This window comes from Streptomyces sp. NPDC023527 (genome assembly GCF_055560115.1).
This window is the reverse complement of sequence record NZ_JBVHJJ010000002.1, coordinates 422941-443855: the sequence shown is the minus strand read 5'-3', so window position 1 is coordinate 443855 and position 20915 is coordinate 422941. Positions and strand designations below refer to the sequence as shown.

Below are 20915 nucleotides of genomic sequence, written 5' to 3'. Positions count from 1 at the left end.
AACGGTCCGGTTTGGGCGGTCGGAGTCGCTGCTGGTAGCCTGGTCCACTGTGCCTCGTGCCCTCTCGTGCATTCATGTACGAGCCGGGTCGCACGAACGCACTCATCGAAATCCGACGAACCTGAAAAGGCTCTTTCGTGGCGAACATCAAGTCCCAGATCAAGCGGAACAAGACCAACGAGAAGGCGCGCCTGCGTAACAAGGCCGTCAAGTCCTCGGTCAAGACCGCTGTCCGCGCGGCCCGCGAGGCGCTCCTCGCCGGCGACGTCGAGAAGGCCACCGCGGCCGTTGCCGCTGCCGGCAAGAAGCTCGACAAGGCTGCCAGCAAGGGTGTCCTGCACAAGAACGCCGCCGCCAACAAGAAGTCGGCGCTGGCCAAGCAGGCTGCGTCCCTCAAGGCCTGAAGCCTTTCCGGGGCGTGAGCCCCGGGCCTCGCCGGTGAGGAATCAGCGGACCCTCTCTACCGCTCCGAACCGGCACCTCTCGCCGCACTCGGTCGTTCGCCACGCGGGTGCGGCATGAGCCCGACGGCTCACAGAATCACCTCGAAGGCCCTGTGCCTGCCCTTCCCCAGGGCGGGCACGGGGCCTTTGCGTTTCCCCTGGACCCGCCTCTTCCAGGAACCGGGGGCAAGCCTCCGGGCCCCCTTCGGCCTCAATCGCCGGCTGCGGCTGGGCTCGGCGCAGGGACGGGGCCCCGATTACGGGAAGAGGTGGGGCACGGGCGAATCAAGATCGACTACGGGCCGCGCGAGCCACCGCGACGACCGCCTTCTCCAGGGCGTACTCCGGATCGTCACCGCCGCCCTTGACGCCCGCGTCGGCCTCGGCGATGGCCCGTAGCGCGGCCGCCACGCCGTCCGCCGACCAGCCGCGCATCTGCTGCCGCACCCGGTCGATCTTCCAGGGCGGCATGCCGAGGTCGCGGGCCAGGTCACCGGGGCGGGCGCCGCGGGGGGCCGAGGCGAGCTTGCCGATGGCGCGGACGCCCTGGGCGAGCGCGCTGGTGATCAGCACGGGGGCGACGCCGGTCGCCATCGACCAGCGCAGCGCCTCCAGGGCCTCCGCCGCCCGGCCCTCGACCGCCCGGTCGGCGACGGTGAAGCTGGACGCCTCGGCGCGGCCCGTGTAATAGCGGGCGACGACGGACTCGTCGATGGTGCCCTCGATGTCCGCGACGAGCTGTGCGCAGGCGCTGGCCAGCTCCCGCAGGTCGCTGCCGATCGCGTCGACGAGGGCCTGGCACGCCTCGGGGGTCGCGGAGCGGCCGGTCGCGCGGAACTCCTGGCGGACGAACGTCAGGCGGTCGGCCGGCTTGGTCATCTTGGGGCAGGCGACCTCCCGGGCGCCGGCCTTGCGGGCGGCGTCCAGCAGTCCCTTGCCCTTGGCGCCACCGGCGTGCAGCAGGACGAGGGTGATCTCCTCGACGGGTGCGCCGATATAGGCCTTCACGTCCTTGATCGTGTCCGCGGACAGATCCTGGGCGTTGCGCACGACCACGACCTTGCGCTCGGCGAACAGCGACGGGCTGGTCAGCTGGGCGAGCGTGCCGGGCTGGAGCGCGTCGGGGGTGAGGTCGCGCACATCGGTGTCCGCGTCGGCGGCACGGGCGGCCGCGACCACTTCCCGCACGGCACGGTCCAGGAGGAGGTCCTCCTGGCCCACCGCGAGCGTGAGGGGGGCGAGCGGGTCGTCTGTTGCAGTCTTCCTGGCCATCGCGTCCAGCATCCCACGCGCTACTGACACTCCCGCTCCGGCGCCCGCCCGCGCGTATCGCACAATGATCGGGTGAGCAGCGCTTCCCCCTCCTCTCCCGGCCCCCACCCGGCCTCCTCCTCGCCCGCCTCGCCCGCCTTCGACGCCGGCGATCCCGTACGGCATCTGCTGGTGCTCCCCGACCGCGACGCCGCCGACGAGGTCGCGGACGAGGCCGTCCAGCGGTTCGGGCTGGACGAGCAGCCGCAGATCGTGCGCGAGGCCCTCGCGGGGGAGGACGACGCCGAGGACGCGCAGTGGCTGGTGGTCCTGGAGGACCCCCGCGGCGCCCTCGACGCGGAAGCCCTCCGTGAGCTGGCCGAGGAGTACGAGGGCTGGCTCGAAGCGGAGTGAGTCACCGCTCCCGCGCGGCCGCCGTCCGCGCGGCGTGGGCGTCGGGCGCGCCGACCTCGGGTATGCGGTCCAGCTCGATGCCGAAGTGGGTCCGGTAGGCCGGCAGGACGTCGGCGTCGGTCAGTTCCCGTTCCTGACGGCCCGTCGCGTCGGTGGTCACGAGCGTACGGCCGCTGAGGGTGACCCGACCGGCCTCGGTCAGGCGGGAGCAGACCAGCGACTGGGTGAACAGGGACTTCGGCGAAGTGCGGTGCCACCAGCAGGCGCTCTCGAAGTCGGCCAGGATCCGCGGCCGCTGTTCGAGCCGGTACTGCACCCTGCCGTCGCGGAGCACCTCCAGATCGCCCTCTTCCGTCTCGGCGATCCGGAAGACTCCGGCGGGGTCGGACTGATCGCCCCGGTCGGTGAAGGCGAGCGGGTAGTGGCTGTGCTGCCCGAACCCGACGTCCACCAGCCAGGGCTCCGGCAGCTCCGGCAGGTCGACCCGCAGCGCCAGGTGGTCGAACGGCACCCCGAACCCCTCCGGCAGCCTCACCCGCCCCGCGAGCAGCGTCACCCGGTATCCGAGCGCCGTCAGCAGCTGCGCGAAGGCGCCGTTGAGTTCGTAGCAGAAGCCGCCGCGCCGCCGTTCGACGATCTTGCGGACGAGGGCCTCACCGTCCAGCACGATCTCCTCGCCGAGATGAATGGACAGGTTCTCGAACGGCACGGCGCGCATGTGGCGGAGCTGCAACTCTCGGAGTGCGGCCAGGTCGGGGGCAGCGGGGCGGTCGGCGCCGATGTGCTGCAGGTAGGCGTCGATGTCGATGTCGGTCATGAGTCGGTTGTCCCTTGTCCTTGGGTGAGAGGTGTCATGGCCTTCCCGTGACGGCCAGGGCCTCGTCGGTCACCGCGACGGGCCCGTCCGTGTCGGTGCGCAGAACCGTCGCGCCCTGCGCCTCCAGCGCGGCGACCGTGCGGGGTGAAGGATGGCCGTACGGGTTGTCGGCCCCGACCGAGACAACAGCCAGCCGCGGATGGATCATCCGTATCAGCCGCGGGTCCTGATAGGCGGAACCGTGGTGGGCGACCTTGACCACATCGACCGGGGGCAGTCCGGGGTGTGCCTCCATCAGGGCTTGTTGAGCGGGCGGTTCGAGGTCGCCGAGCAGGAGGAGGGTCAGGCCGGCGCTGTGCACCAGGAGGGTGACGCTGGCGTCGTTGGGGCTCTCCTCGGCCAGGACGGACGTTCCCGCGGGTGGCGGCCACAGCACCTCCCAGGACAGGTCGCCGAGACTTCGCCGCTCCCCCGGTACGGCCTCCACGACCGGGACGTGCGCGCGCTGGGCCTCACGGCGCACGAACGCCGCCTGGCCCGGCGGCTCCGCGAACGGCGTCGTCTCGATCGCCCCGACAGCCCGGCCGCGCAGGACCCCGGGCAGACCGTCGACATGGTCGGCGTGGAAGTGACTGAGCACCAGCAGCGGCACCCGCTCGACGCCCAGGGCGCGTAGGCATGTGTCGACGGCGCGCGGCTCGGGGCCCGCGTCCACCACCACGGCGGTGCCCTCGCCCGCCGCCAGGACCAAGGCGTCCCCTTGCCCCACTTCGCATGCGGCGAAGCGCCAATCGGGCGGTGGCCAGCCGGTGACGACCCGGGTCAGGGGTGCCGGACGGACGATCGCGACCAGCAGGAGCAGGGCACAGGCGCCGCACAGCCAGGGGCGGTGGAGCACTCTCCCGGCGGCGAGCGCGACGGTCGCGGTGACCGCGGCCAGCGCCAGTCCGCCGGCCCAGCCGCCCGGCCAGCCGAGCTCCGCCCCGGGCAGGCCGGCGCCCGTGCGGGCCACGGTCGCGGCCCAGGAAGCGGGCCAACCGGCGAGCCAGGCGAGTCCCTCGGCGACGGGCATGGCGAACGGCGCGACGGCGAGAGCCGCGAACCCGAGGACGGTGGCGGGGGCGACCGCCGCCTCGGCGAGGAGATTGCACGGCACGGCCACCAGGCTCACCCTCGCCGCCAGCACGGCGATCACCGGCGCGCACACGGCCTGCGCGGCGGCCGCCGCGGCGAGGGCCTCCGCCGCGCGGGGCGGCACCCCGCGCCGCCGCAGGGCCGCGCCCCAGCGGGGTGCGATCGTCAGCAGGGCGCCGGTGGCCAGGACCGACAGCAGGAAGCCGTAACTGCGCGCGAGCCACGGGTCGTAGAGGACGAGCAGCAGTGCGGCGGCCGCGAGCGCGGGAAGCAGACTGCGGCGCCGGCCCGTACCGATGGCCGCCAACGTGACCAGGCCACAGGCGGCGGCACGCAGCACGCTCGGCTCCGGGCGGCACACAATGACGAACCCGAGCGCGAGACAGGCGCCCAGCACCGCCGTCGCCCGCAGCGGGATCCCCAGCCGGGCGGCGAGCCCGCGGCGCTCGGCGCGGGTGGCGAGGTGCGGCGGCCCGATCAGCACCGCGATGAGGATGGCGAGGTTGCTGCCGGAGACGGCCAGCAGATGCGTCAGGTCCGTGGCCCGGAAGGCGACTTCGAGGTCGGGCGGGATGCGCGAGGTGTCGCCGACCACCAGCCCGGGGAGCAGCGCGCGGGCGTCCGGGGAGAGGCCGTCCGTGGCGGTGCGCAGACCGGCGCGGAGCCGGGCGGCGGTGCGCTGAAGGGCCGAGGGCCGCTCGATCACCTCCGGTGAGGCGTGGTGGCCGGCGCGGACGACGGCGCCGACGCGGTCACCCTCGCGCGACGGCGGGGCGAGCCGGCCTTCGACGCGGAGACGGGTCGACGGCAGCAGCCCGCGCCATGACGGGTGGGCGATCACCAGGACCGGCGTACGGATGGCCGTCGTGCCGTGCCCGGTGGTCACTCGGGTCGCTTCGGCCTCGAACACGACGGCGGGCGCCGCGCGCGCCGCGCCCCGCACGTGCGGGCGAGTGGCCCGTGGGTCCCCGGTGACGGTCACCTCGACGGTGGCCTCACCGTACTGCCGGGCCAGCCCGGGCAGCGGCCCCCGATGGGTGTCGGCGGCCCGCAGGGCGCCCGCGGCCGCGCCTGCCACGGCACACAGCAGCACGGTGGCAGCGGCAACGGCCGCATCGGTCCGTCGGGGTGATGTCGACGCCGCATGTCTCGTCGGATGGAGCGGTGCTGTACGTCTCGGACGCCGGGCTCTGACGAGCAGCGCGCACGCCAGGAGCACGGCGGCGGCCGCGGCCAGGGCGACGGCTGTCCCGTCCGCTGTCAGCGCCCATGCCGCCGCCAGCCAGGCGGCGCCCGCCGGCACGGCCAGCCGAAGGTCGGCCGGGACGTCCTGGGGCGGCGGGGTGGCACCGGACGGGGAGACATCGGGCCCTGAGACGTCCGACGCTGGGGCCTCATCCGGTGCCAGGGGCAGCCCGTCCGGCCTATCCTCGGGACGGCCGGGGCCAGGATCGAGGCCGGGGCCGAGGCCGGGATCGGGGCCAGAGCCAGAGCCGGGACCACGGCCAGAGCCAGGGCCGGGATCGGGGCCAGAGCCAGGGCCGGGGCCAGGATCGAGGCCAGGGCCAGGGCCAGAGCCGGAGCCAGGGCCGGAGCCAGGGCCGGAGCCGGAGCCAGGGCCGGGACCTGGGCAAGCCCCTGCGCCTGTGCCGCCCGCGCCCGCCCCCGCTGCGTCCCCGATTCCCGTGAACCCCTCGGAAGTGCCCGCCTCACCCGCTCCCCCCGCCCGCCTCATGGCTGGACCAGTGGGCGCAGGTCGGTGAAGCGGCGGCTGCCGATGCCGTTGACGTGGCGGAGTTCGTCGACGGAGCGGAAGCCGCCGTGCTGGGTGCGGTAGTCGAGGATGTGCTGGGCGAGGACCGGGCCGACGCCCGGGAGGGAGTCGAGCTGTTCGACGGTCGCGGTGTTGAGGCTGACCGGTCCGGCGGGGTGCCCCGGCCCACCCGTGGCTCCCTGGGCGCCGAGGGGCGGCGGGGCCGCCGCCACGGGCGAGCCGACCACGATCTGTTCGCCGTCGGTGAGCACGCGAGCGCGATTGAGGCCCGTCGTGTCGGCGCCTTCCCTGGCTCCCCCGGCCGCGTTCAGCGCGTCGACGACCCGCGAACCGGTCGGCAGGCGCTGGATGCCGGGACGCCGCACCTTCCCCGCCACGTCCACCACCACGCTCCCGCCGGGCCGGTCCACGTGGCCGGGGCCGGTCGCGGGCGGAGTCGGCGCCGGCGCCGTGGCCGGTACCGCCGCCAGGGCCGGCAGCCGCCGCTCGGGTGCCCGTACGGCCTGGGGACGGCCCGCCCAGAAGTGGTACCCGGCGAAAACGCACGCGGCGATCAGCACGACCGCGAGCGCGGCAAGCGTCCTGGGCTCGATGCCGCACCGCAGTTGCACCCACACCGGCAGCCGTTCCCACACGGCGACCCGCCAACCGGCGTGGCTCCGGCCGGGATTGGGCCGGTCCTCGCCGACTCCGGGCGGGTCGGGGCTGCCGCGCACAGGCGCCGGCACGCCCGGGAACAGCATCGCCGCGCGCTCGCGTTGCGGCAGGTCCGGGCGATGCGGGCGATCCGAGCGATCCGGGCGGTCCAAGCGATCCGAGTGATCTGTCATGCCGACGACCGTAGGCACATTCCCGGAATCCCGCTGAAGCGGCTCAAATTCCGTGGATAACCCGGCAGTTGTGGATAACCCGGTCACCCGAACGAGCCTCTCCGGGCCCCACAGCCCCCGCGACTCCCCAGGCCCCAACCCCCTACCGCGCCGCGACCACCACACCCAACAACCCAGGCCCCGTATGCGCCCCGATGACCGCCCCGACCTCGCTGACGTGGAGGTCCACCAGCCCCGGCACCCGCTCCCGCAGCCGGTCCGCGAGGAGCGTCGCGCGGTCGGCGGCCGCGAGGTGGTGGACGGCGATGTCGACGGGCGCGGCGCCCGCCCGTTCCACGGCGATCTCTTCCAGGCGGGCGATGGCCTTGGACGCCGTACGGACCTTCTCGCGCAGTTCGATGCGGCCGTCGTCGAGCTGGAGCAGCGGCTTGACGGCCAGTGCCGAGCCCAGCAGCGCCTGGGCGGCGCCGATCCGGCCGCCCCGGCGGAGGTAGTCGAGGGTGTCGACGTAGAAGTACGCCGTCGTGCCCTGTGCGCGCTTCTCCGCGGCGGCGACCACCTCGTCGAGGGTGCCGCCCGCGTCCGCGGTCTCCGCGGCGGCCAGCGCGCAGAAGCCGAGGGCCATGGCGACCATGCCCGTGTCCACGACCCGCACCGGCACGGACGCCTCCCGCGCCGCGAGGACCGCCGCGTCGTACGTGCCGGAGAACTCGGCGGAGAGGTGGAGGGAGATGATGCCCTCGGCGCCGGACTCGGCCGCCGCGCGATAGGCGGCGGCGAAGACCTCGGGCCCGGGTCGTGAGGTCGTCACCGGCCTGCGCTTCTGCAGGGCCTGCGCCACGGAGCGGGCCGAGATCTCGGTGCCCTCTTCGAGCGCCTCGTCACCCAGGACGACCGTCAGCGGCACGGCCGTGATGCCGTGCCGCCGCATCGCCTGCTGCGGCAGATAGGCCGTGGAATCAGTGACGACAGCGACGTGGCGGGACATGTTCCGGAGGTTACCCGCCGGGGCGCTCCGGCGGCAGTACGAGCCCCGTACGCGTGATCATCCCGGCCGACCGCCGGACAGCGGGGCAGGCGGTCAGGTAGTGCTCTCGGGGCGGCCGGTCTTCTGCCAGGAGTAGCCGGGCTGCTGCCATGCCTGGCGCCCGGTGATCGCGGGCCGTTCCGGCGCCTCTCCGGCCGCCGCGCCGGGACCGGGCTCCGATTCCCCGCGGGCGCCGGACCGCCCCGCGGGCGGCGCGGTCGGGGCGTCCTCCGGCTCGTCGGTCGTCCAGTGCCGCAGCGCTCCGGCCTCCATGCGGATCTGGCCGCTCAGCGTCTCCAGGTCGTCCTCGGCGAACCGCTTGGCCCGGTCCTGCGCCGCGAACCGCAGCGAGTCCGCCGAGTCCCGCACCCGCTCCGTGCGCTCCCGCAGTCCGGGCAGGCACGCGGCGATCCTGGTCCGGTCGGGCTCGCTCTCCAGCCGCTTGAGCTCCTCGTCCAGCTCACGGCCGTGGTTGCTGAGCCGCTGGAAGAGGGCCAGCGCCTCGGACAGCGAGGGGTCCTCGGGGGCGGCGACCGCCAGCGCTTCCTGGGTGGCGCGCATGGACGTCCGCAGCGACAGGCGCAGCTGCGCGACCTCGCCGGCCGGGCCGGGCTGTGCGTACCGCCTGGCCTTGAGGCGGGTGTCCTCGACGGTCCGGCGGGCCTGGGTGACCGTGTGGTCGACGCCGCGCTTGACCGCGCGCACGGTCTTGACCGTGGCGAACACGCCGAGTGCGACGAGGATCGCGAAGATCAACGCGACGATCACGGCCACGGCTTCCATGGGCGCTCCTCAGCGAGGTCGGCGGGCGAAAGGGCGAACGGGACAGCAGATCGGCGGCTACCCCTCCACCGTAAACGCAAAGGGCAGGCCGAGGGTTCCGGAGGAACCCCCAACCTGCCCGTAGGGACAAACCCTCAGGGACAACCCTCAGGGACGAGCCCCCAGGCCGTCCCCGAGCCCGCCCCCGGCATTACGCGGGGACGATGTTGACCAGCTTCGGCGCCCGGACGATCACCTTGCGGATGCCCGCGCCGCCCAGCGCCGCGACGACCGCCGGGTCGGCCAGCGCCACCCGCTCCAGGTCCTCGTCGGAGATCGACGGGGCGACCTCCAGCCGCGCCCTGACCTTGCCCTTGATCTGTACGACGCAGGTCACGGCCTCGTCGACCAGGTAGGCCGGGTCGGCGACGGGGAAGTCCTCGTGGACGACCGAGCCGGTGTGGCCCAGCTTGCGCCACAGCTCCTCGGCGATGTGCGGGGCCAGCGGCGCGACCAGCAGCACCAGCCGCTCGGCGACGGTGCGGGGCACCTCGCTGAGCTTGGTCACGAAGTTGTTCAGCTCGGTGACCTTGGCGATGGCGGTGTTGAAGCGCAGGTTCGCCATGTCCTGGCCGACACCGTCGACGGCCTTGTGCAGGGCGCGCAGCGTGGCCTCGTCGGCGTCGGTGTCGACGACCGTGACCTCGCCGGTGGCCTCGTCGACCACATTGCGCCACAGGCGCTGGAGCAGCCGGTACTGACCGACGACGGCGCGCGTGTCCCAGGGGCGGGAGACGTCCAGTGGGCCCATGGCCATCTCGTACAGGCGCAGCGTGTCGGCGCCGTACTCGGCGCAGATCTCGTCCGGCGTGACGGCGTTCTTCAGGGACTTGCCCATCTTGCCCAGGACCCGGCTGACCGGCTCGCCCTGGTGGAAGAACTTCCCGTCGCGCTCCTCCACCTCGGCGGCCGGGACGGCGATGCCGCGGCCGTCGCGGTAGACGAACGCCTGGATCATGCCCTGGTTGTAGAGCTTGTGGAACGGCTCGGCCGAGGAGATGTGACCCAGGTCGAAGAGGACCTTGGACCAGAAGCGGGCGTACAGCAGGTGCAGCACGGCGTGCTCGGCACCGCCGACGTACAGGTCGACGCCACCGTGCGGCTGACCCTCGCGCGGGCCCATCCAGTACTGCTCGGCGTCGGCGGAGACCATCCGCTCGCCGTTGCGCGGGTCGAGGTAGCGCAGCTCGTACCAGCAGGAACCGGCCCAGTTGGGCATGGTGTTGGTCTCGCGGCGGTAGCGCTTGACGCCGTCGCCCAGGTCCAGCTCGACGTTGACCCAGTCCTCGTTGCGGGACAGCGGGGTCTCGGGGGAGGTGTCGGCGTCGTCGGGCTCGAAGGTGCGCGGCGAGTAGTCCTCGACCTCAGGCAGCTCCAGCGGGAGCATCGACTCGGGCAGCGGGTGGGCGACGCCGTCCTCGTCGTAGACGATCGGGAAGGGCTCGCCCCAGTAGCGCTGGCGGCTGAACAGCCAGTCGCGCAGGCGGAAGTTGATGGTGCCCTCGCCGATGCCGCGCTCGGCCAGGTGGGCGATGACGGTGCGCTTGGCCTCGTCGACGTCCATGCCGTTCAGGTCGATGTCGTCGTTCGCGGAGTTGATCGCCGGGCCCTGGCCGCCGTACGCCTCGCCCTCCCAGCCCTCCGGCGGCTGGACCGTCCGCACGATCGGCAGCTCGAAGACGGTCGCGAACTCCCAGTCGCGCTCGTCCTGGCCGGGTACGGCCATGATGGCGCCGGTGCCGTAGCCCATCAGGACGTAGTCGGCGACGAAGACGGGGACCTGCTGACCCGTCAGCGGGTTGATGGCGTACGCGCCGGTGAAGACACCGGTCTTGTCCTTGCCCTCGGTCTGGCGCTCGACGTCGGTCTTGGACTGCGCCTGCTTGCGGTACGCGGCGACGGCGTCGGCCGGGGTGTGGGCGCCGCCGGTCCACGCGTCCTTGGTGCCCTCGGGCCACGCGGCCGGCACGATCGTGTCGACCAGCTCGTGCTCGGGGGCCAGCACCATGTAGGTGGCGCCGAAGAGCGTGTCGGGGCGGGTGGTGAAGACGGTGATCTTCTCGTCGTGGCCGGCGACCTGGAAGGCGACGCGGGCGCCCTCGCTGCGGCCGATCCAGTTGCGCTGCTGGAGCTTGATGGCCTCGGGCCAGTCCAGCGCGTCCAGGTCGTCGATCAGGCGGTCCGCGTAGGCGGTGATCCGCATGTTCCACTGGCGCAGCTTGGACTTGAAGACGGGGAAGTTGCCGCGCTCGGAGCGGCCGTCGGCGGTGACCTCCTCGTTGGCCAGCACGGTGCCCAGACCGGGGCACCAGTTGACGGGCGCGTCGGAGGCGTACGCCAGGCGGTACTGCCCCAGGACATCGGCGCGCTCGCCGGCCGTCAGCTCGCTCCACGCGCGCGTGCCCGGCACCTCACGCTCGCCGCTCTCGAAGAGGGCGACCAGCTCACTGATCGGCCGGGCCTTCTTCGCCTCCTCGTCGTACCAGGAGTTGAAGATCTGCAGGAAGATCCACTGGGTCCACTTGTAGTACTCCGGGTCGATCGTCGCGAACGACCGGCGCTTGTCGTGGCCCAGGCCCAGCCGCCGCAGCTGGGTCTTCATGTTCTCCATGTTGGCCTCGGTGGAGACCCGCGGGTGGGTGCCGGTCTGCACGGCGTACTGCTCGGCGGGCAGGCCGAACGCGTCGAAGCCGAGGGTGTGCAGGACGTTGTGGCCCGTCATGCGGTGGTAGCGCGCGTAGACGTCGGTGGCGATGTAGCCCAGCGGGTGGCCGACGTGCAGGCCCGCGCCGGAGGGGTACGGGAACATGTCCATGATGAACTTCTTGGGCCGCGCGACGACCGCCGGATCGCCCGCCAGGTCACCGCTGGGGTTGGGCGCCTCGTAGGTGCCGTCCGCGTCCCAGAAGTCCTGCCAGCGTGCCTCGATGTCAGCGGCCAGCGCGGCCGTATAGCGGTGCGGGGCAGCCACCTCGGCGGCGGTGTTGGTCTCGCTCATCGTCCTCAAAGCTCCATCGATCGTCGTCTCTACCTGCGGCACTTGCGGAAATGAAAAATCCCCTCGCACAGGAGGGGACGCCGCGCCGATGCCGACCGAGGTCACCGGTCGGTACTGATCAGCGCGGCCCGCTAAGCAGAAGGCGTACGGCACGCATGGGGTCAGGTTACCGCAGGGGCCGAAGGGCCCGCACGGAGGAGGCGGCGGCGGCTCCCGGGCCGGCGACCGCCCGACGGCCGCACACGCAAGGTCACCTGTCAGTCACCCCACGTGGCCCGAACGAACAAACGTTAGCAGCGCGACCACCCGCCGCACCGGTGTTGCGCGAAGCGGACCCGGCGCTCCCGCGCCGCTGCCTAGCGTGCGGGGTCATGAACCGCTTCCTCGACCACACCGGTGGAGTCCTCACCCTGGTCTCGCTCACCGCCACTGTCGTCTGGGGGCTCATCGCCGCCGACCGGCTGCTCCTCACTCCGCGCGCCCGGCTGCTCGCCCAGGCCGTCCACCGCGCGACCGCCGTCGGCGCGCTCGGCTTCCTCCTGGTACACATCGGCGTCAAGGTCGCGGAGGCCCACACCTCGGCCACCGCCGCCCTGCTGCCGTTCTCCTCTGGGGTACGGGGAGCGGGCGGGCTGATCGGGCTGGGCGCGCTCGCGGCGTATCTGATGGTGCTCGCCGGCGCGACCGGAGCACTGCGGAGCGCTTTCGCGGGGAACGGGCGCGCCGCCCACCGCTGGCGCGCGCTCCACGCCTGCGCCTACCCCGCCTGGTGCGCCGCCGTGCTCCACGGCCTCAATTCCGGCCGCCCCCCGGCGAATTGGGTGACCGCGTGCTACGGGCTGTGCCTGACGGCGGTGGCCGGCGCGCTGGTCTTCCGGCTGGTACGCGCGCGCCGCCGCGGCGCGTCCGAGGCCGAGCCCGCCGGCGCGGCCCCGCCGGCGCCGGCGCCATCCGCCCTCTCCACGCCGGGCGCCCACGCCGCCCCGCGCGGCCGGACCCCCGTGCCCCTCCCCCGCGCTTCCCGCGCCCGCTCCGCGCCGCCCGCGCTCGGACGGTCCTCGCACGGCTCCCCGGGCCGTACCCGATGAGCGCCCCGCTCCCCACCGTGCCCGACGTCCTCACCCTGGGCCTGCCCCGCCTGACCGCGGGCTTCGACACGGCGGCGCGCCTGGACCGCAGGGCCCACCTGGCCGTGCACGGCTCGATGCCCCAGCTCACCGAGGCGCAGCTGACCGAGCTGGCCGAGGCCGTGGCGCTGCGCGGCCGGGGCGGCGCGGGCTTCCCCTTCGCCCGGAAGCTGACGGCGGTGGGCCGCACGGCGCGGCGCCGCGGCGTCCACCCGGCGGTGGTCGTCAACGGCTGCGAGGGCGAGCCCGCCTGCCGCAAGGACGCCGTCCTCCTCGCGCGCGCCCCGCACCTGGTCCTGGACGGCGCCCTGCTGACCGCCGAAGCGCTCGGGGCGAACACCCTGGTCGTCGGCGTCACCCGGCCGGCCACCGAGGAGTCGGTCCGGGAGGCGCTGGCCGAGCGAGGGCTCGCGGACCGGCGCGGCCGGGCGCTGCGCGCCCGGGTGGTGCGCCTGCCCGAGCGACTGGTCTCCGGCGAGTCCTCCGCCCTGCTGCGGGCCGCCGACGGCGGGCCCCCGCTGCCGCCCGGCCGGCACGGACGCGCCTCCGACGAGGGCCTCGGCGGCGCACCGACGCTGCTGTCCAACACCGAGACGTACGCCCAACTCGCCCTCGCCGCCCGCCTGGGCGCCGACCGCTACGCCACCACCGGAACCACGGCCGAGCCGGGCACCCTGCTGCTCACCGTCTCCGGCGGGGTGCCCGAGCCGCGGGTCGTCGAGGCGCCGAGCGGGGTGCCGATGTCGTACGTGCTGCGGTCGTGCGGCGCCGATCCGGCGCTCCAGGGGGTGCTCACCGGCGGCTACCACGGCGCGTGGCTGGACGCGCCGACGGCGTACGCGGCGGCGGTCTCCCAGGACGCCCTGGCCTCCTGCGGCGGCGCGCTGGGCGCGGGTGCGGTGCTGCCGCTGCCCGCGGACACCTGCCCCCTCGGCGAGGCGGTCCGGGTGGCGCACTGGCTGGCCGCCGAGTCCGCCGGACAGTGCGGGCCCTGCCGGCTCGGCCTGCCGTCGGTGGCCGGGGCGCTGGCGGACGTGGTGGCCGGAGGTGGCAGAGGTGCCCTGGAGGCCGTACGGGAGGCGGCGGGGTCCTTACGCGGGCGCGGGGCGTGCGGGCACCCGGACGGGTCGGCGCGCTTCACGCTGACCGCGCTGTCGGCGTTCACCGACGACCTGGCCGCGCACGTCCTGGGCGGCGGCTGCGGGCGCGGCACGGCGGGGGTGCTCCCGCTGCCCTTCGCGGCCGGAGCGGGCCCGGGGAGCCCGGAGAGCGGCGAGCGGCTGGCGGTGGACTGGACGCTGTGCGAGGGGCACGGGCTGTGCGCGGGGCTGCTGCCCGAGCTCGTACGCCTGGGGCCGGACGGCTATCCGGCGCTCGCGGACGCGGGCGTGCCGACGCACCTGCGAGGCCGTGCGCTGCGGGCCGTGCGGCGCTGTCCGGCGCTCGCCCTGCGGCTCGACCGGGAACGCTAGCCCTCGCACGAGGAGCGCCGAACGACGAGAGGGCCGTCCGTTTCCGGACGACCCTCTCATTCGCTGTGGAGCTAAGGAGAATTGAACTCCTGACCTCCTGCATGCCATGCAGGCGCTCTACCAACTGAGCTATAGCCCCTTGTTCTGTTTTTCCGCCGCCCGGTTTCCCTGGCGACACGGAGTACATTACACGGAGCTCCCCCCCATCTGCCAAATCACTTGCCCCCCGACGCTTGAACGAGGGGGCCGGCGGGTAGCACCAGCCCCCTGACATCCCTTTTGCCCCTTATCACCTATTCAGTGGCCGCCATGGTGCCCACCGGCATCCCCGTGGTGGAACTTCAGCACCTCGGGCGGCATCACCACATAGGGCCGCATCATCCCCATGTCCTCGTGCTCCAGCAGATGGCAGTGGTACATGAACCGCCCCTTGGCGCCGTGGAAGCGGCCGATCACATTGACCATCTGTCCGGCGGGCACCTGGACGACGTCCTTCCAGCCGGCGTCGCCGTCCGACACCGGCATCCGCCCGCCGTGCTCCAGTGGGGACCGGGTGCCGCCCAGGGCGGGATCGAACGGCCCGCCCGCGCCCGCCGGATAGAGATCGCGGCTGAGCACCTGAAAGTCGGTCAGGTGAATGTGCATCGGGTGCATGGGCCCGCCGAGGTGGAGGAAGCTCCACTGCTCCCACGCGTCGTGCCCGACCATGAAGCCGAGCGCGTCGTCGAAGGCGCGGGCGCCCCGCCGGTACGTACGCACCGTGCCGTTCGCGCCCTTGAGCTGGATCACGCCCTCGGCCGGCACCGGCACCCGCCCCGGCTCGACGGGGTGCATCTCCCACATCTCAGGGTGGGCGTTGCCCGGGGTGCCCGGCGGGACGAGGGCGACCAAGCGGTGGCCGTGCTCCGGCGCGCTCTCGTGGGTGATGCGCCGGAACGAGCTGGAGATGACCCGCGGCAGCACGAAAGAGTCGCGCGCCGGCTCCCTCCCCACCCGGAACTGCATCACCTGCGGATGGCGCACTCCGGGCGCGACATTGACCATCCGGATCCGGCGCCCTCGCAGCCGGCCGAAGTCGACCAGCAGGTCCATCCGCTCGGCGGGCGCCACGGACAGCGGCCCGTCCAGCGGCAGCGGGCGGGACAGCAGCCCGCCGTCCGTGCCGATCTGCCAGGCGGCGTCGCACACCGGCTCGCCGCTCTCCTCGTCGATCAGCCGGAGGTCGAAGGTGCGGGCGTTGGCGGCGTTGAGCAGCCGGAAGCGGTACCACCGGGCCGTCACGTCCAGGTGCGGCCAGATGACGCCGTTGACGAGGGTGTACGGGCCGCTGAACGCCTGGGTGACGTTCTTGCCGTGGGCGTCCTTGCCGACGACGACGGTCTTGTGGAGCAGCCGGCCGGTGAGCCGGCCGTCCTCGTCCAGGTCGAGGTTGCGGTCCTGGATGATCAGCGGGATCTCGCGGTCGCCGTGCGGCAGCCGCAGCGCGTCCTCCTCCTCATCCCGGACGAGGTACATCCCGGCGAGGCCGGCGAAGACGTTCCACCGGGTGATGTCCATGGCGTGGTCGTGGTACCACCAGGCGACGGCCCGGTGGTCGTTGGGATATTCGGCGAGCTGGCTGTCGCCCGGCGAGACGGCGTTCTCCGTCCAGCCGTCGTTTCCGCCGCCGGTGAGGGCGCCGTGCAGGTGCGTCACCGTCCACGGCGGCAGCGCGGCCACCTCGGCGAGCGGCTCGGCGCCGCCGCGGCCCGGTACGTCACCCGGTGGCGGCCCGTCCGGCGCGGGTACGGCCTCGACGGCCGTCACCGGATGCTCGCCGGTGAGGCGGTTGGACCAGGCGATCCGCAGCCGGCGGCCGCGCCGCACCTCGATGGTCGGACCCGGGAAATGGCCCTCGTAGGTCCACACCCGGGTGGGCGGCAGCTGTGAGTGCAGCCGGACCCAGGTGGCGGTCAGATCGATCTCGATGCCGTCGAGGGCCTCGGTGCGGCCGGGCCTGAGCACCGGCGGTACGCGCAGGGCGTCGAGGAAGGGTGTGAGTTCGGCCGCCGCTTCCTCTTCGCGCGCAGGGCTGATCGCTGTCTCGGTCACCAGGTGACCTCCATCGCTTCCCCCGTGCCGCCGGCCGTTCCCGGCGGCAGCTCTCATCCCTGAGGGACGCGCGGCCCACGACGAGGGTTGCCGGGTGACGCGGAAAAATCGGGCTCCGGTCAGGCTCTGGCGAAGGAGTAGAAGCGCTTCAGGGCGCAGTGCTCGTCGAGCAGCCGGCCGTAGATCGGCTCGCCTTCCAGCTCACGGTAGGTCTCGATCGGGTCGCCTTTTATGATCAGCGCCCGCGCGCACTCCACGCACCAGTATTGGTAGGCGGAGTTGAGCGGCTCCATGTCGCGGACGATCGGCGTGCCGCTGCCGCACCAGTCGCACTTCCGGCTGTGTGCACCCATGGGTCAGTACGTTCCCCTTCGGCCCCGTCCGCTCCCGGCCGTCCGATTCTGCCACGGGACCCCGCCCGAACAGCAACAATCCCGCCTCCCAGTGAGGGAGACGGGATCGTCGTGATTGTGGAGCTAAGGAGAATTGAACTCCTGACCTCCTGCATGCCATGCAGGCGCTCTACCAACTGAGCTATAGCCCCGCTGTTCTTGGTTCCCCCGGAGGTTTCCCTCCGCGTTCCCCGCGAACAAGAAGAACTTTAGCCTGTGACCTGCCCGGATGTGAAATCGGGCCGTGGGCGGCGTCCGGCGGTCGTTCGGCCGTCGTTCAGTCGTCGTCGCCCAGGACCGGCTCGGGCAGGGTCCCGGCGTTGTGTTCCAGCAGCCGCCAGCCGCGCGCGCCCTCGCCCAGCACGGACCAGCAGCAGTTGGTGAGCCCGCCGAGCGACTCCCAGGAGGCGGCCTCCAGGCGCAGCAGCCGGCCGATGGTCGTGCGGATGGTGCCGCCGTGGCTGACCACGACGAGCGTGCCGCCGTCGGGCAGCTTGTCGGCCTGGGCCAGGACGACCGGGGCGGCCCGGTCGGCGACCTCGGTCTCCAGCTCGCCGCCGCCGCGCCGTACGGGCTCGCCGCGCTTCCACGCGGCGTACTCCTCGCCGTGGCGGGCGATGATCTCGTCGTGCGTGAGGCCCTGCCACACGCCCGCGTACGTCTCGCGCAGGGCGGCGTCACTGGCGACCGGCAGGCCCGTGACCGCCGCCAGCTCGGCGGCGGTGGCCCTGGCCCGGCTGAGGTCGGAGGCGACGATCGCGTCCGGCCGCAGCGCGGCCAGCAGCCGGGCGGCCCGGCGCGCCTGCGCGACGCCGGTCTCGGTCAGCTCGATGTCCGTGGTGCCCTGGAAGCGGCGCTCCAGGTTCCACGCGGTCTGGCCGTGCCGCCACAGGACGATGCGGCGGCCCCTGCCGGTGCCCTGGGGGTCCTTGCCGGCGTTCAGCTCAGCTCACCGTCCAGGTCACCCTGCGCCTTCGCGTGCTCCTCGGCCTTGCCGCGGGTGGCGAGGGCGTCGGCGGGCAGGTCGATCTCCGGGCAGTCCTTCCAGAGCCGCTCGAGGGCGTAGAAGACGCGCTCCTCGCTGTGCTGGACGTGGACGACGATGTCGACGTAGTCGAGCAGCACCCAGCGAGCGTCGCGGTCGCCCTCACGGCGCACCGGCTTGGCGCCGAGCTCCTTGTTGAGCCGCTCCTCGATCTCGTCGACGATCGACTTGACCTGGCGGTCGTTGGGGGCCGAGGCCAGCAGGAAGGCGTCGGTGATCGACAGGACGTCGCTGACGTCGTAGGCGATGATGTCGTGCGCGAGCTTGTCTGCGGCCGCCTGAGCGGCGGCCTTGATGAGCTCGATGGAGCGGTCCGTGGCGGTCACAAGCCATGCTTTCGCTAAAGAGGGTCAGTACCTGTCAAGGGTCTCACGACCGGCCACCGGTCCTCCTGGGCATTTCGGCCCTGCCCTCCCGGACCCCGCTCAGCGCTTGTAGTCCTTGCCCAGGACCACGGTGACATCCGCGTTCCCGGCGCCCTTGGCCTTCTTCACCGCGCCCGCCGGAAGGCCCAGGGTCTTGGCGACCTCCTTGGCCTCCGCCGCCCGCGCGTCGTCGGCGAAGGTCACCGCGGACGCCGCCTCGCCCGTGCCCGCCGAGCCGCCGTCGATGACGGTGTAGCCGCCGTTGACGAGGGTGACCGTCGCGGTTCCGGTGGCGTTCTTGTCGCCTGTGGCGTTCTTCACGCTCACCCGGGGCGCGGCGTTCTTGTCGGTGTTCTTCACGGTGCCGCCGAGCACTTCCTTGACCACCTTGTCGGTCGCCTGCTCGCCGAGCGTGCCGTCGGGCTGTACGGGCAGCACGGCGGTGTCGTACGAGCCCTTCTTGGCCAGCGCCGCCAGCTGGGCCAGGGAGGCGCCGAGCTGCTCGACCGAGAGCGAGGGGTCGGGGATCTGGGCGAGCGCGTCCACGGTCCGGGTGGCCGCGCCGGGCTCGCTGGAGAGCTTCTTCAGCACCGCCCGCATCACCTCGCCGAAGCGCGTCAGCTGCTTGTCCGGTGCCTCACCGGGCGCGCGGTGGGTGGCGTAGGCGACGGCCATCTGTCCGCTGAGGCTCTGGGCGGCGCCCTTGCGGACGAGCGGGCTGTCACCGGGCTTGGCGCCGGGCACGTCGGTGTCGGTGTCGACCGTGATCCCGCCGACCAGCTCGACGAGGTTCTCCAGATACGGCGTGTCCAGCCGCCAGCTGCCCTTGATGTCGGCACCCAGCAGGGTGTTGAGGGCGTCACGGGTCGCGCCGGTGCCGTCGTCCTGCACGGACTTGCCGAGGGTGGTGGAACCGCCGCCCTCCTTGGCGATGGCGAGGGAGTTCGGCAGCAGGACCGTCGTGCCCTTCTTGGCGGTCTCGTTGTCGACCAGCAGGGCCGTGGAACTGTCGCCGCCCTTGATCGCCCGCAGATGGACGACGATCACGTCACGCTTCTGCGCACCGCCCGCGGCCGGTCCCTTGTCGTCCCGCGCACTCTCGAACCACAGATAGCCGGCCACCGCCGCCACCGCGAGGACGAGCACCACGACGAGCCCGACGACGCGGTTGCGGCCCTTGCGCTTGCGCTCGTCGCGCCGCTCGGTACGGCTCTCGCTGAACTTCAGCCAGTCGATGACGTCCTCGGAGTCCTCGTCCGGCTCCTCGATGAACGAGAACTGCTCGGTGCGGTACTCCGGCACGGCCTCGCCCTGTCGCGCGTCCTCCGGCTCGGGGCGCGCCTCGTCCGGCTCGGGGCGGGTCTCCTCGTGCGCGGGCGGCCCCGACTGCCGCGGGATCCACTCCTGCTGCTGCGTCCGCTGCTGGGGCGGTGCGGGCTGCTGCTGCCCGTACTGCTGGGCGACGTACGGGTCGTAGCCGCCGTGCCCGCCGTAGCCGTAGTCCTGCTGCTGTACGGGCTGTTGGGGCGCCGGCTCCTGTTGGGCGGGCTGCTGCTGGACCGGCTGCCCGTACTGGTCGTAGACGCGCTCCGGGGCGTTCGGGTGGTACACCGGCTGACCGTAGGCGTCGTAGCCGTACACCTGCGGCTGCCGCCCGTACGGGTCCTGCGCGTACGGATCCTGTCGGTCGTTCACCAGTGCCCCTCAGTGCCCTGTCAGTGCTCGGTCGCTAAAGCGGCTCGGCCGCTCAGTCGCGGTAGAGCTTGCGCTTGTCGATGTAGCGCACCACACCGTCGGGGACCAAGTACCAGACCGGATCTCCCTGCGCCACGCGCGTGCGGCAGTCGGAGGAGGAGATCGCGAGCGCGGGCACCTCGACCAGCGAGACACCGCCCTCGGGCAGCCCCGGATTGGCCAGTATGTGACCGGGCCTGGTCACACCGATGAAGTGGGCCAGCGAGAACAGCTCCTCGGTGTCCCGCCAGGTGAGGATCTGCGACAGCGCGTCGGCACCGGTGATGAAGAACAGGTCCGCGTCGTCGTTCAGGGAACGCAGCTCGCGCAAGGTGTCCGTGGTGTACGTCGGGCCGCCGCGGTCGATGTCGATGCGGCTGACCGAGAACTGTGGGTTGGAGGCGGTGGCGATCACCGTCATCAGATAGCGGTCCTCGGCCGGTGACACCGTCTTGTGGCTCTTCTGCCACGGCTGCCCGGTCGGTACGAAGACCACCTCGTCCAGGTGGAACTGCGCGGCCACCTCGCTGGCGGCGACCAGGTGGCCGTGGTGGATCGGGTCGAATGTCCCGCCCATCACGCCGAGCCGCCGCTTCACGGGCCCTGTCTGCTCTCCCATGCGTGCAGACCCTACTGGGCGTGGCGGACCGCCGAACCCGCAGGGACCGGTGCGCTCAGCGGTCGCGGTTGAAGCGGGTCGTGATCCAGACCAGCAGCAGCAGGATGACCAGGGCGCCGCCGCCGGTCATGTACGGGCTGATGCTCTGGTGGGTGTCCACGTGCTCGCCCTCGGAGGCGAGCGTGGTCAGGGCGGCGTGGGCTGACGTGAAAGCGGTCATCTTCGGCAGGACCTATCCGGGATGGGATCGGGCAGAGATTTCTGCCACATCGTATGCGGGGGCGGCGAGCGGGCTCACGCCGACTCCACGCGTCAGTCCTTCTTGCCGTAACCGCGCAGCAGGAACCAGGCGAGGAAGACGATGCCGATCACGCCGACGACGAGGACCGTGCGGATCAGCGCACCCGGCCCCTGGTCGCCCTTGGAGACGGCGAGGAACTCGTTGAGAGCGGGATGGGCGGCGAAGGCGTTCATGTCGGGCATGTCTCCACGGTAGCCATGTCGGTGGCAGCGCTTACTGTGGGGTCGGTAGCCGGGGGACGGGCCATGATCAGCCCACT

19 protein-coding genes and 2 tRNA genes are annotated in these 20915 nt (G+C 72.8%); 4 read left to right on the top strand and 17 right to left on the bottom strand.

Annotated features, from left to right (window positions below; all coding sequences use genetic code 11):
* Window positions 1–137: 137 nt before the first annotated feature.
* Window positions 138–404, top strand: a complete 267-nt coding sequence (gene rpsT / locus ACZ303_RS05485; protein WP_467335286.1) for a 30S ribosomal protein S20 — start codon at window positions 138–140, stop codon at window positions 402–404.
* A 324-nt stretch (window positions 405–728) separates the two neighbouring features.
* Here the strand turns inward: rpsT and holA are convergent, their stop codons facing one another.
* On the bottom strand, window positions 729–1715 hold the full coding sequence (gene holA, locus ACZ303_RS05480) for a DNA polymerase III subunit delta (protein ID WP_467335284.1): 987 nt from the start codon (window positions 1713–1715) through the stop codon (window positions 729–731).
* Between the two features lie 165 nt (window positions 1716–1880).
* Between holA and ACZ303_RS05475 the strand changes: the two genes are divergently transcribed.
* Window positions 1881–2108 (top strand): hypothetical protein, encoded by a 228-nt coding sequence (locus ACZ303_RS05475; protein ID WP_467335807.1) that lies wholly within the window; start codon window positions 1881–1883, stop codon window positions 2106–2108.
* Window position 2109: 1 nt separating this feature from the next.
* Here the strand turns inward: ACZ303_RS05475 and ACZ303_RS05470 are convergent, their stop codons facing one another.
* The 6 genes from ACZ303_RS05470 to leuS all read right to left on the bottom strand — a co-directional run bounded on the left by ACZ303_RS05470 (window position 2110) and on the right by leuS (window position 11510).
* A complete protein-coding gene (locus ACZ303_RS05470) occupies window positions 2110–2925 on the bottom strand; it encodes an arylamine N-acetyltransferase family protein (protein ID WP_467335283.1) in 816 nt (271 codons plus the stop codon).
* A 34-nt stretch (window positions 2926–2959) separates the two neighbouring features.
* Window positions 2960–5467: a ComEC/Rec2 family competence protein gene (locus tag ACZ303_RS05465; RefSeq protein ID WP_467335805.1), complete on the bottom strand. Its 2508-nt coding sequence runs from the start codon at window positions 5465–5467 to the stop codon at window positions 2960–2962.
* Between the two features lie 323 nt (window positions 5468–5790).
* Window positions 5791–6561, bottom strand: coding sequence for a ComEA family DNA-binding protein (locus ACZ303_RS05460; RefSeq protein WP_467335282.1), 771 nt, complete (start codon window positions 6559–6561; stop codon window positions 5791–5793).
* Between the two features lie 244 nt (window positions 6562–6805).
* Window positions 6806–7651: a DegV family protein gene (locus ACZ303_RS05455; RefSeq protein WP_467335280.1), complete on the bottom strand. Its 846-nt coding sequence runs from the start codon at window positions 7649–7651 to the stop codon at window positions 6806–6808.
* 93 nt (window positions 7652–7744) lie between these two features.
* Window positions 7745–8473, bottom strand: a complete 729-nt coding sequence (locus ACZ303_RS05450) for a hypothetical protein (RefSeq protein WP_467335278.1) — start codon at window positions 8471–8473, stop codon at window positions 7745–7747.
* 190 nt (window positions 8474–8663) lie between these two features.
* Entirely contained in the window at window positions 8664–11510 is a 2847-nt protein-coding gene (gene leuS, locus ACZ303_RS05445; RefSeq protein ID WP_467335277.1) for a leucine--tRNA ligase, read from the bottom strand.
* A 371-nt stretch (window positions 11511–11881) separates the two neighbouring features.
* On the opposite strand from leuS, the gene ACZ303_RS05440 reads away from it, so the two are divergent.
* Both ACZ303_RS05440 and ACZ303_RS05435 read left to right on the top strand, forming a co-directional pair.
* Window positions 11882–12598, top strand: a complete 717-nt coding sequence (locus tag ACZ303_RS05440; protein ID WP_467335276.1) for a hypothetical protein — start codon at window positions 11882–11884, stop codon at window positions 12596–12598.
* A complete protein-coding gene (locus tag ACZ303_RS05435) occupies window positions 12595–14109 on the top strand; it encodes an NADH-ubiquinone oxidoreductase-F iron-sulfur binding region domain-containing protein (RefSeq protein ID WP_467335274.1) in 1515 nt (504 codons plus the stop codon). Before ACZ303_RS05440 ends, ACZ303_RS05435 begins: the two co-directional genes overlap by 4 nt.
* A gap of 66 nt (window positions 14110–14175) precedes the next feature.
* Here ACZ303_RS05435 and ACZ303_RS05430 read toward each other — a convergent pair.
* The 10 genes from ACZ303_RS05430 to ACZ303_RS05385 form a co-directional block, all read right to left on the bottom strand.
* Window positions 14176–14248 (bottom strand) — tRNA-Ala (locus ACZ303_RS05430).
* Between the two features lie 158 nt (window positions 14249–14406).
* Complete coding sequence (gene phsA / locus ACZ303_RS05425; protein ID WP_467335272.1) at window positions 14407–16257, bottom strand: O-aminophenol oxidase PhsA; 1851 nt, start codon at window positions 16255–16257, stop codon at window positions 14407–14409.
* Window positions 16258–16319: 62 nt separating this feature from the next.
* Window positions 16320–16553: a hypothetical protein gene (locus tag ACZ303_RS05420; RefSeq protein ID WP_130877703.1), complete on the bottom strand. Its 234-nt coding sequence runs from the start codon at window positions 16551–16553 to the stop codon at window positions 16320–16322.
* 118 nt (window positions 16554–16671) lie between these two features.
* Window positions 16672–16744 (bottom strand) — tRNA-Ala (locus ACZ303_RS05415).
* Window positions 16745–16869: 125 nt separating this feature from the next.
* Window positions 16870–17535, bottom strand: a complete 666-nt coding sequence (locus tag ACZ303_RS05410; RefSeq protein WP_467335803.1) for a histidine phosphatase family protein — start codon at window positions 17533–17535, stop codon at window positions 16870–16872.
* A complete protein-coding gene (gene rsfS / locus ACZ303_RS05405; RefSeq protein ID WP_467335270.1) occupies window positions 17532–17963 on the bottom strand; it encodes a ribosome silencing factor in 432 nt (143 codons plus the stop codon). The genes ACZ303_RS05410 and rsfS overlap by 4 nt, the downstream gene beginning before the upstream one ends.
* A 99-nt stretch (window positions 17964–18062) precedes the next feature.
* Entirely contained in the window at window positions 18063–19697 is a 1635-nt protein-coding gene (locus ACZ303_RS05400; protein WP_467335268.1) for an LCP family protein, read from the bottom strand.
* 52 nt (window positions 19698–19749) lie between these two features.
* Window positions 19750–20355, bottom strand: a complete 606-nt coding sequence (nadD, locus tag ACZ303_RS05395) for a nicotinate-nucleotide adenylyltransferase (RefSeq protein WP_467335266.1) — start codon at window positions 20353–20355, stop codon at window positions 19750–19752.
* 55 nt (window positions 20356–20410) lie between these two features.
* Window positions 20411–20575, bottom strand: coding sequence for a hypothetical protein (locus ACZ303_RS05390; RefSeq protein ID WP_467335264.1), 165 nt, complete (start codon window positions 20573–20575; stop codon window positions 20411–20413).
* Window positions 20576–20667: 92 nt separating this feature from the next.
* A complete protein-coding gene (locus ACZ303_RS05385; protein ID WP_467335263.1) occupies window positions 20668–20838 on the bottom strand; it encodes a hypothetical protein in 171 nt (56 codons plus the stop codon).
* Window positions 20839–20915 lie beyond the last annotated feature (77 nt).

Excerpts from the sequence above, each read along its gene's own strand:
- holA (WP_467335284.1), bottom strand. The coding sequence starts at position 1,715 with ATGGCCAGGAAGACTGCAACAGACGACCCGCTCGCCCCCCTCACGCTC.
- ACZ303_RS05470 (WP_467335283.1), bottom strand. The coding sequence starts at position 2,925 with ATGACCGACATCGACATCGACGCCTACCTGCAGCACATCGGCGCCGAC.
- ACZ303_RS05455 (WP_467335280.1), bottom strand. The coding sequence starts at position 7,651 with ATGTCCCGCCACGTCGCTGTCGTCACTGATTCCACGGCCTATCTGCCG.
- ACZ303_RS05450 (WP_467335278.1), bottom strand. The coding sequence starts at position 8,473 with ATGGAAGCCGTGGCCGTGATCGTCGCGTTGATCTTCGCGATCCTCGTC.
- leuS (WP_467335277.1), bottom strand. The coding sequence starts at position 11,510 with ATGAGCGAGACCAACACCGCCGCCGAGGTGGCTGCCCCGCACCGCTAT.
- ACZ303_RS05440 (WP_467335276.1), top strand. The coding sequence starts at position 11,882 with ATGAACCGCTTCCTCGACCACACCGGTGGAGTCCTCACCCTGGTCTCG.
- ACZ303_RS05435 (WP_467335274.1), top strand. The coding sequence starts at position 12,595 with ATGAGCGCCCCGCTCCCCACCGTGCCCGACGTCCTCACCCTGGGCCTG.
- phsA (WP_467335272.1), bottom strand. The coding sequence starts at position 16,257 with ATGAGAGCTGCCGCCGGGAACGGCCGGCGGCACGGGGGAAGCGATGGA.
- ACZ303_RS05420 (WP_130877703.1), bottom strand. The coding sequence starts at position 16,553 with ATGGGTGCACACAGCCGGAAGTGCGACTGGTGCGGCAGCGGCACGCCG.
- nadD (WP_467335266.1), bottom strand. The coding sequence starts at position 20,355 with ATGGGAGAGCAGACAGGGCCCGTGAAGCGGCGGCTCGGCGTGATGGGC.
- ACZ303_RS05390 (WP_467335264.1), bottom strand. The coding sequence starts at position 20,575 with ATGACCGCTTTCACGTCAGCCCACGCCGCCCTGACCACGCTCGCCTCC.
- ACZ303_RS05385 (WP_467335263.1), bottom strand. The coding sequence starts at position 20,838 with ATGCCCGACATGAACGCCTTCGCCGCCCATCCCGCTCTCAACGAGTTC.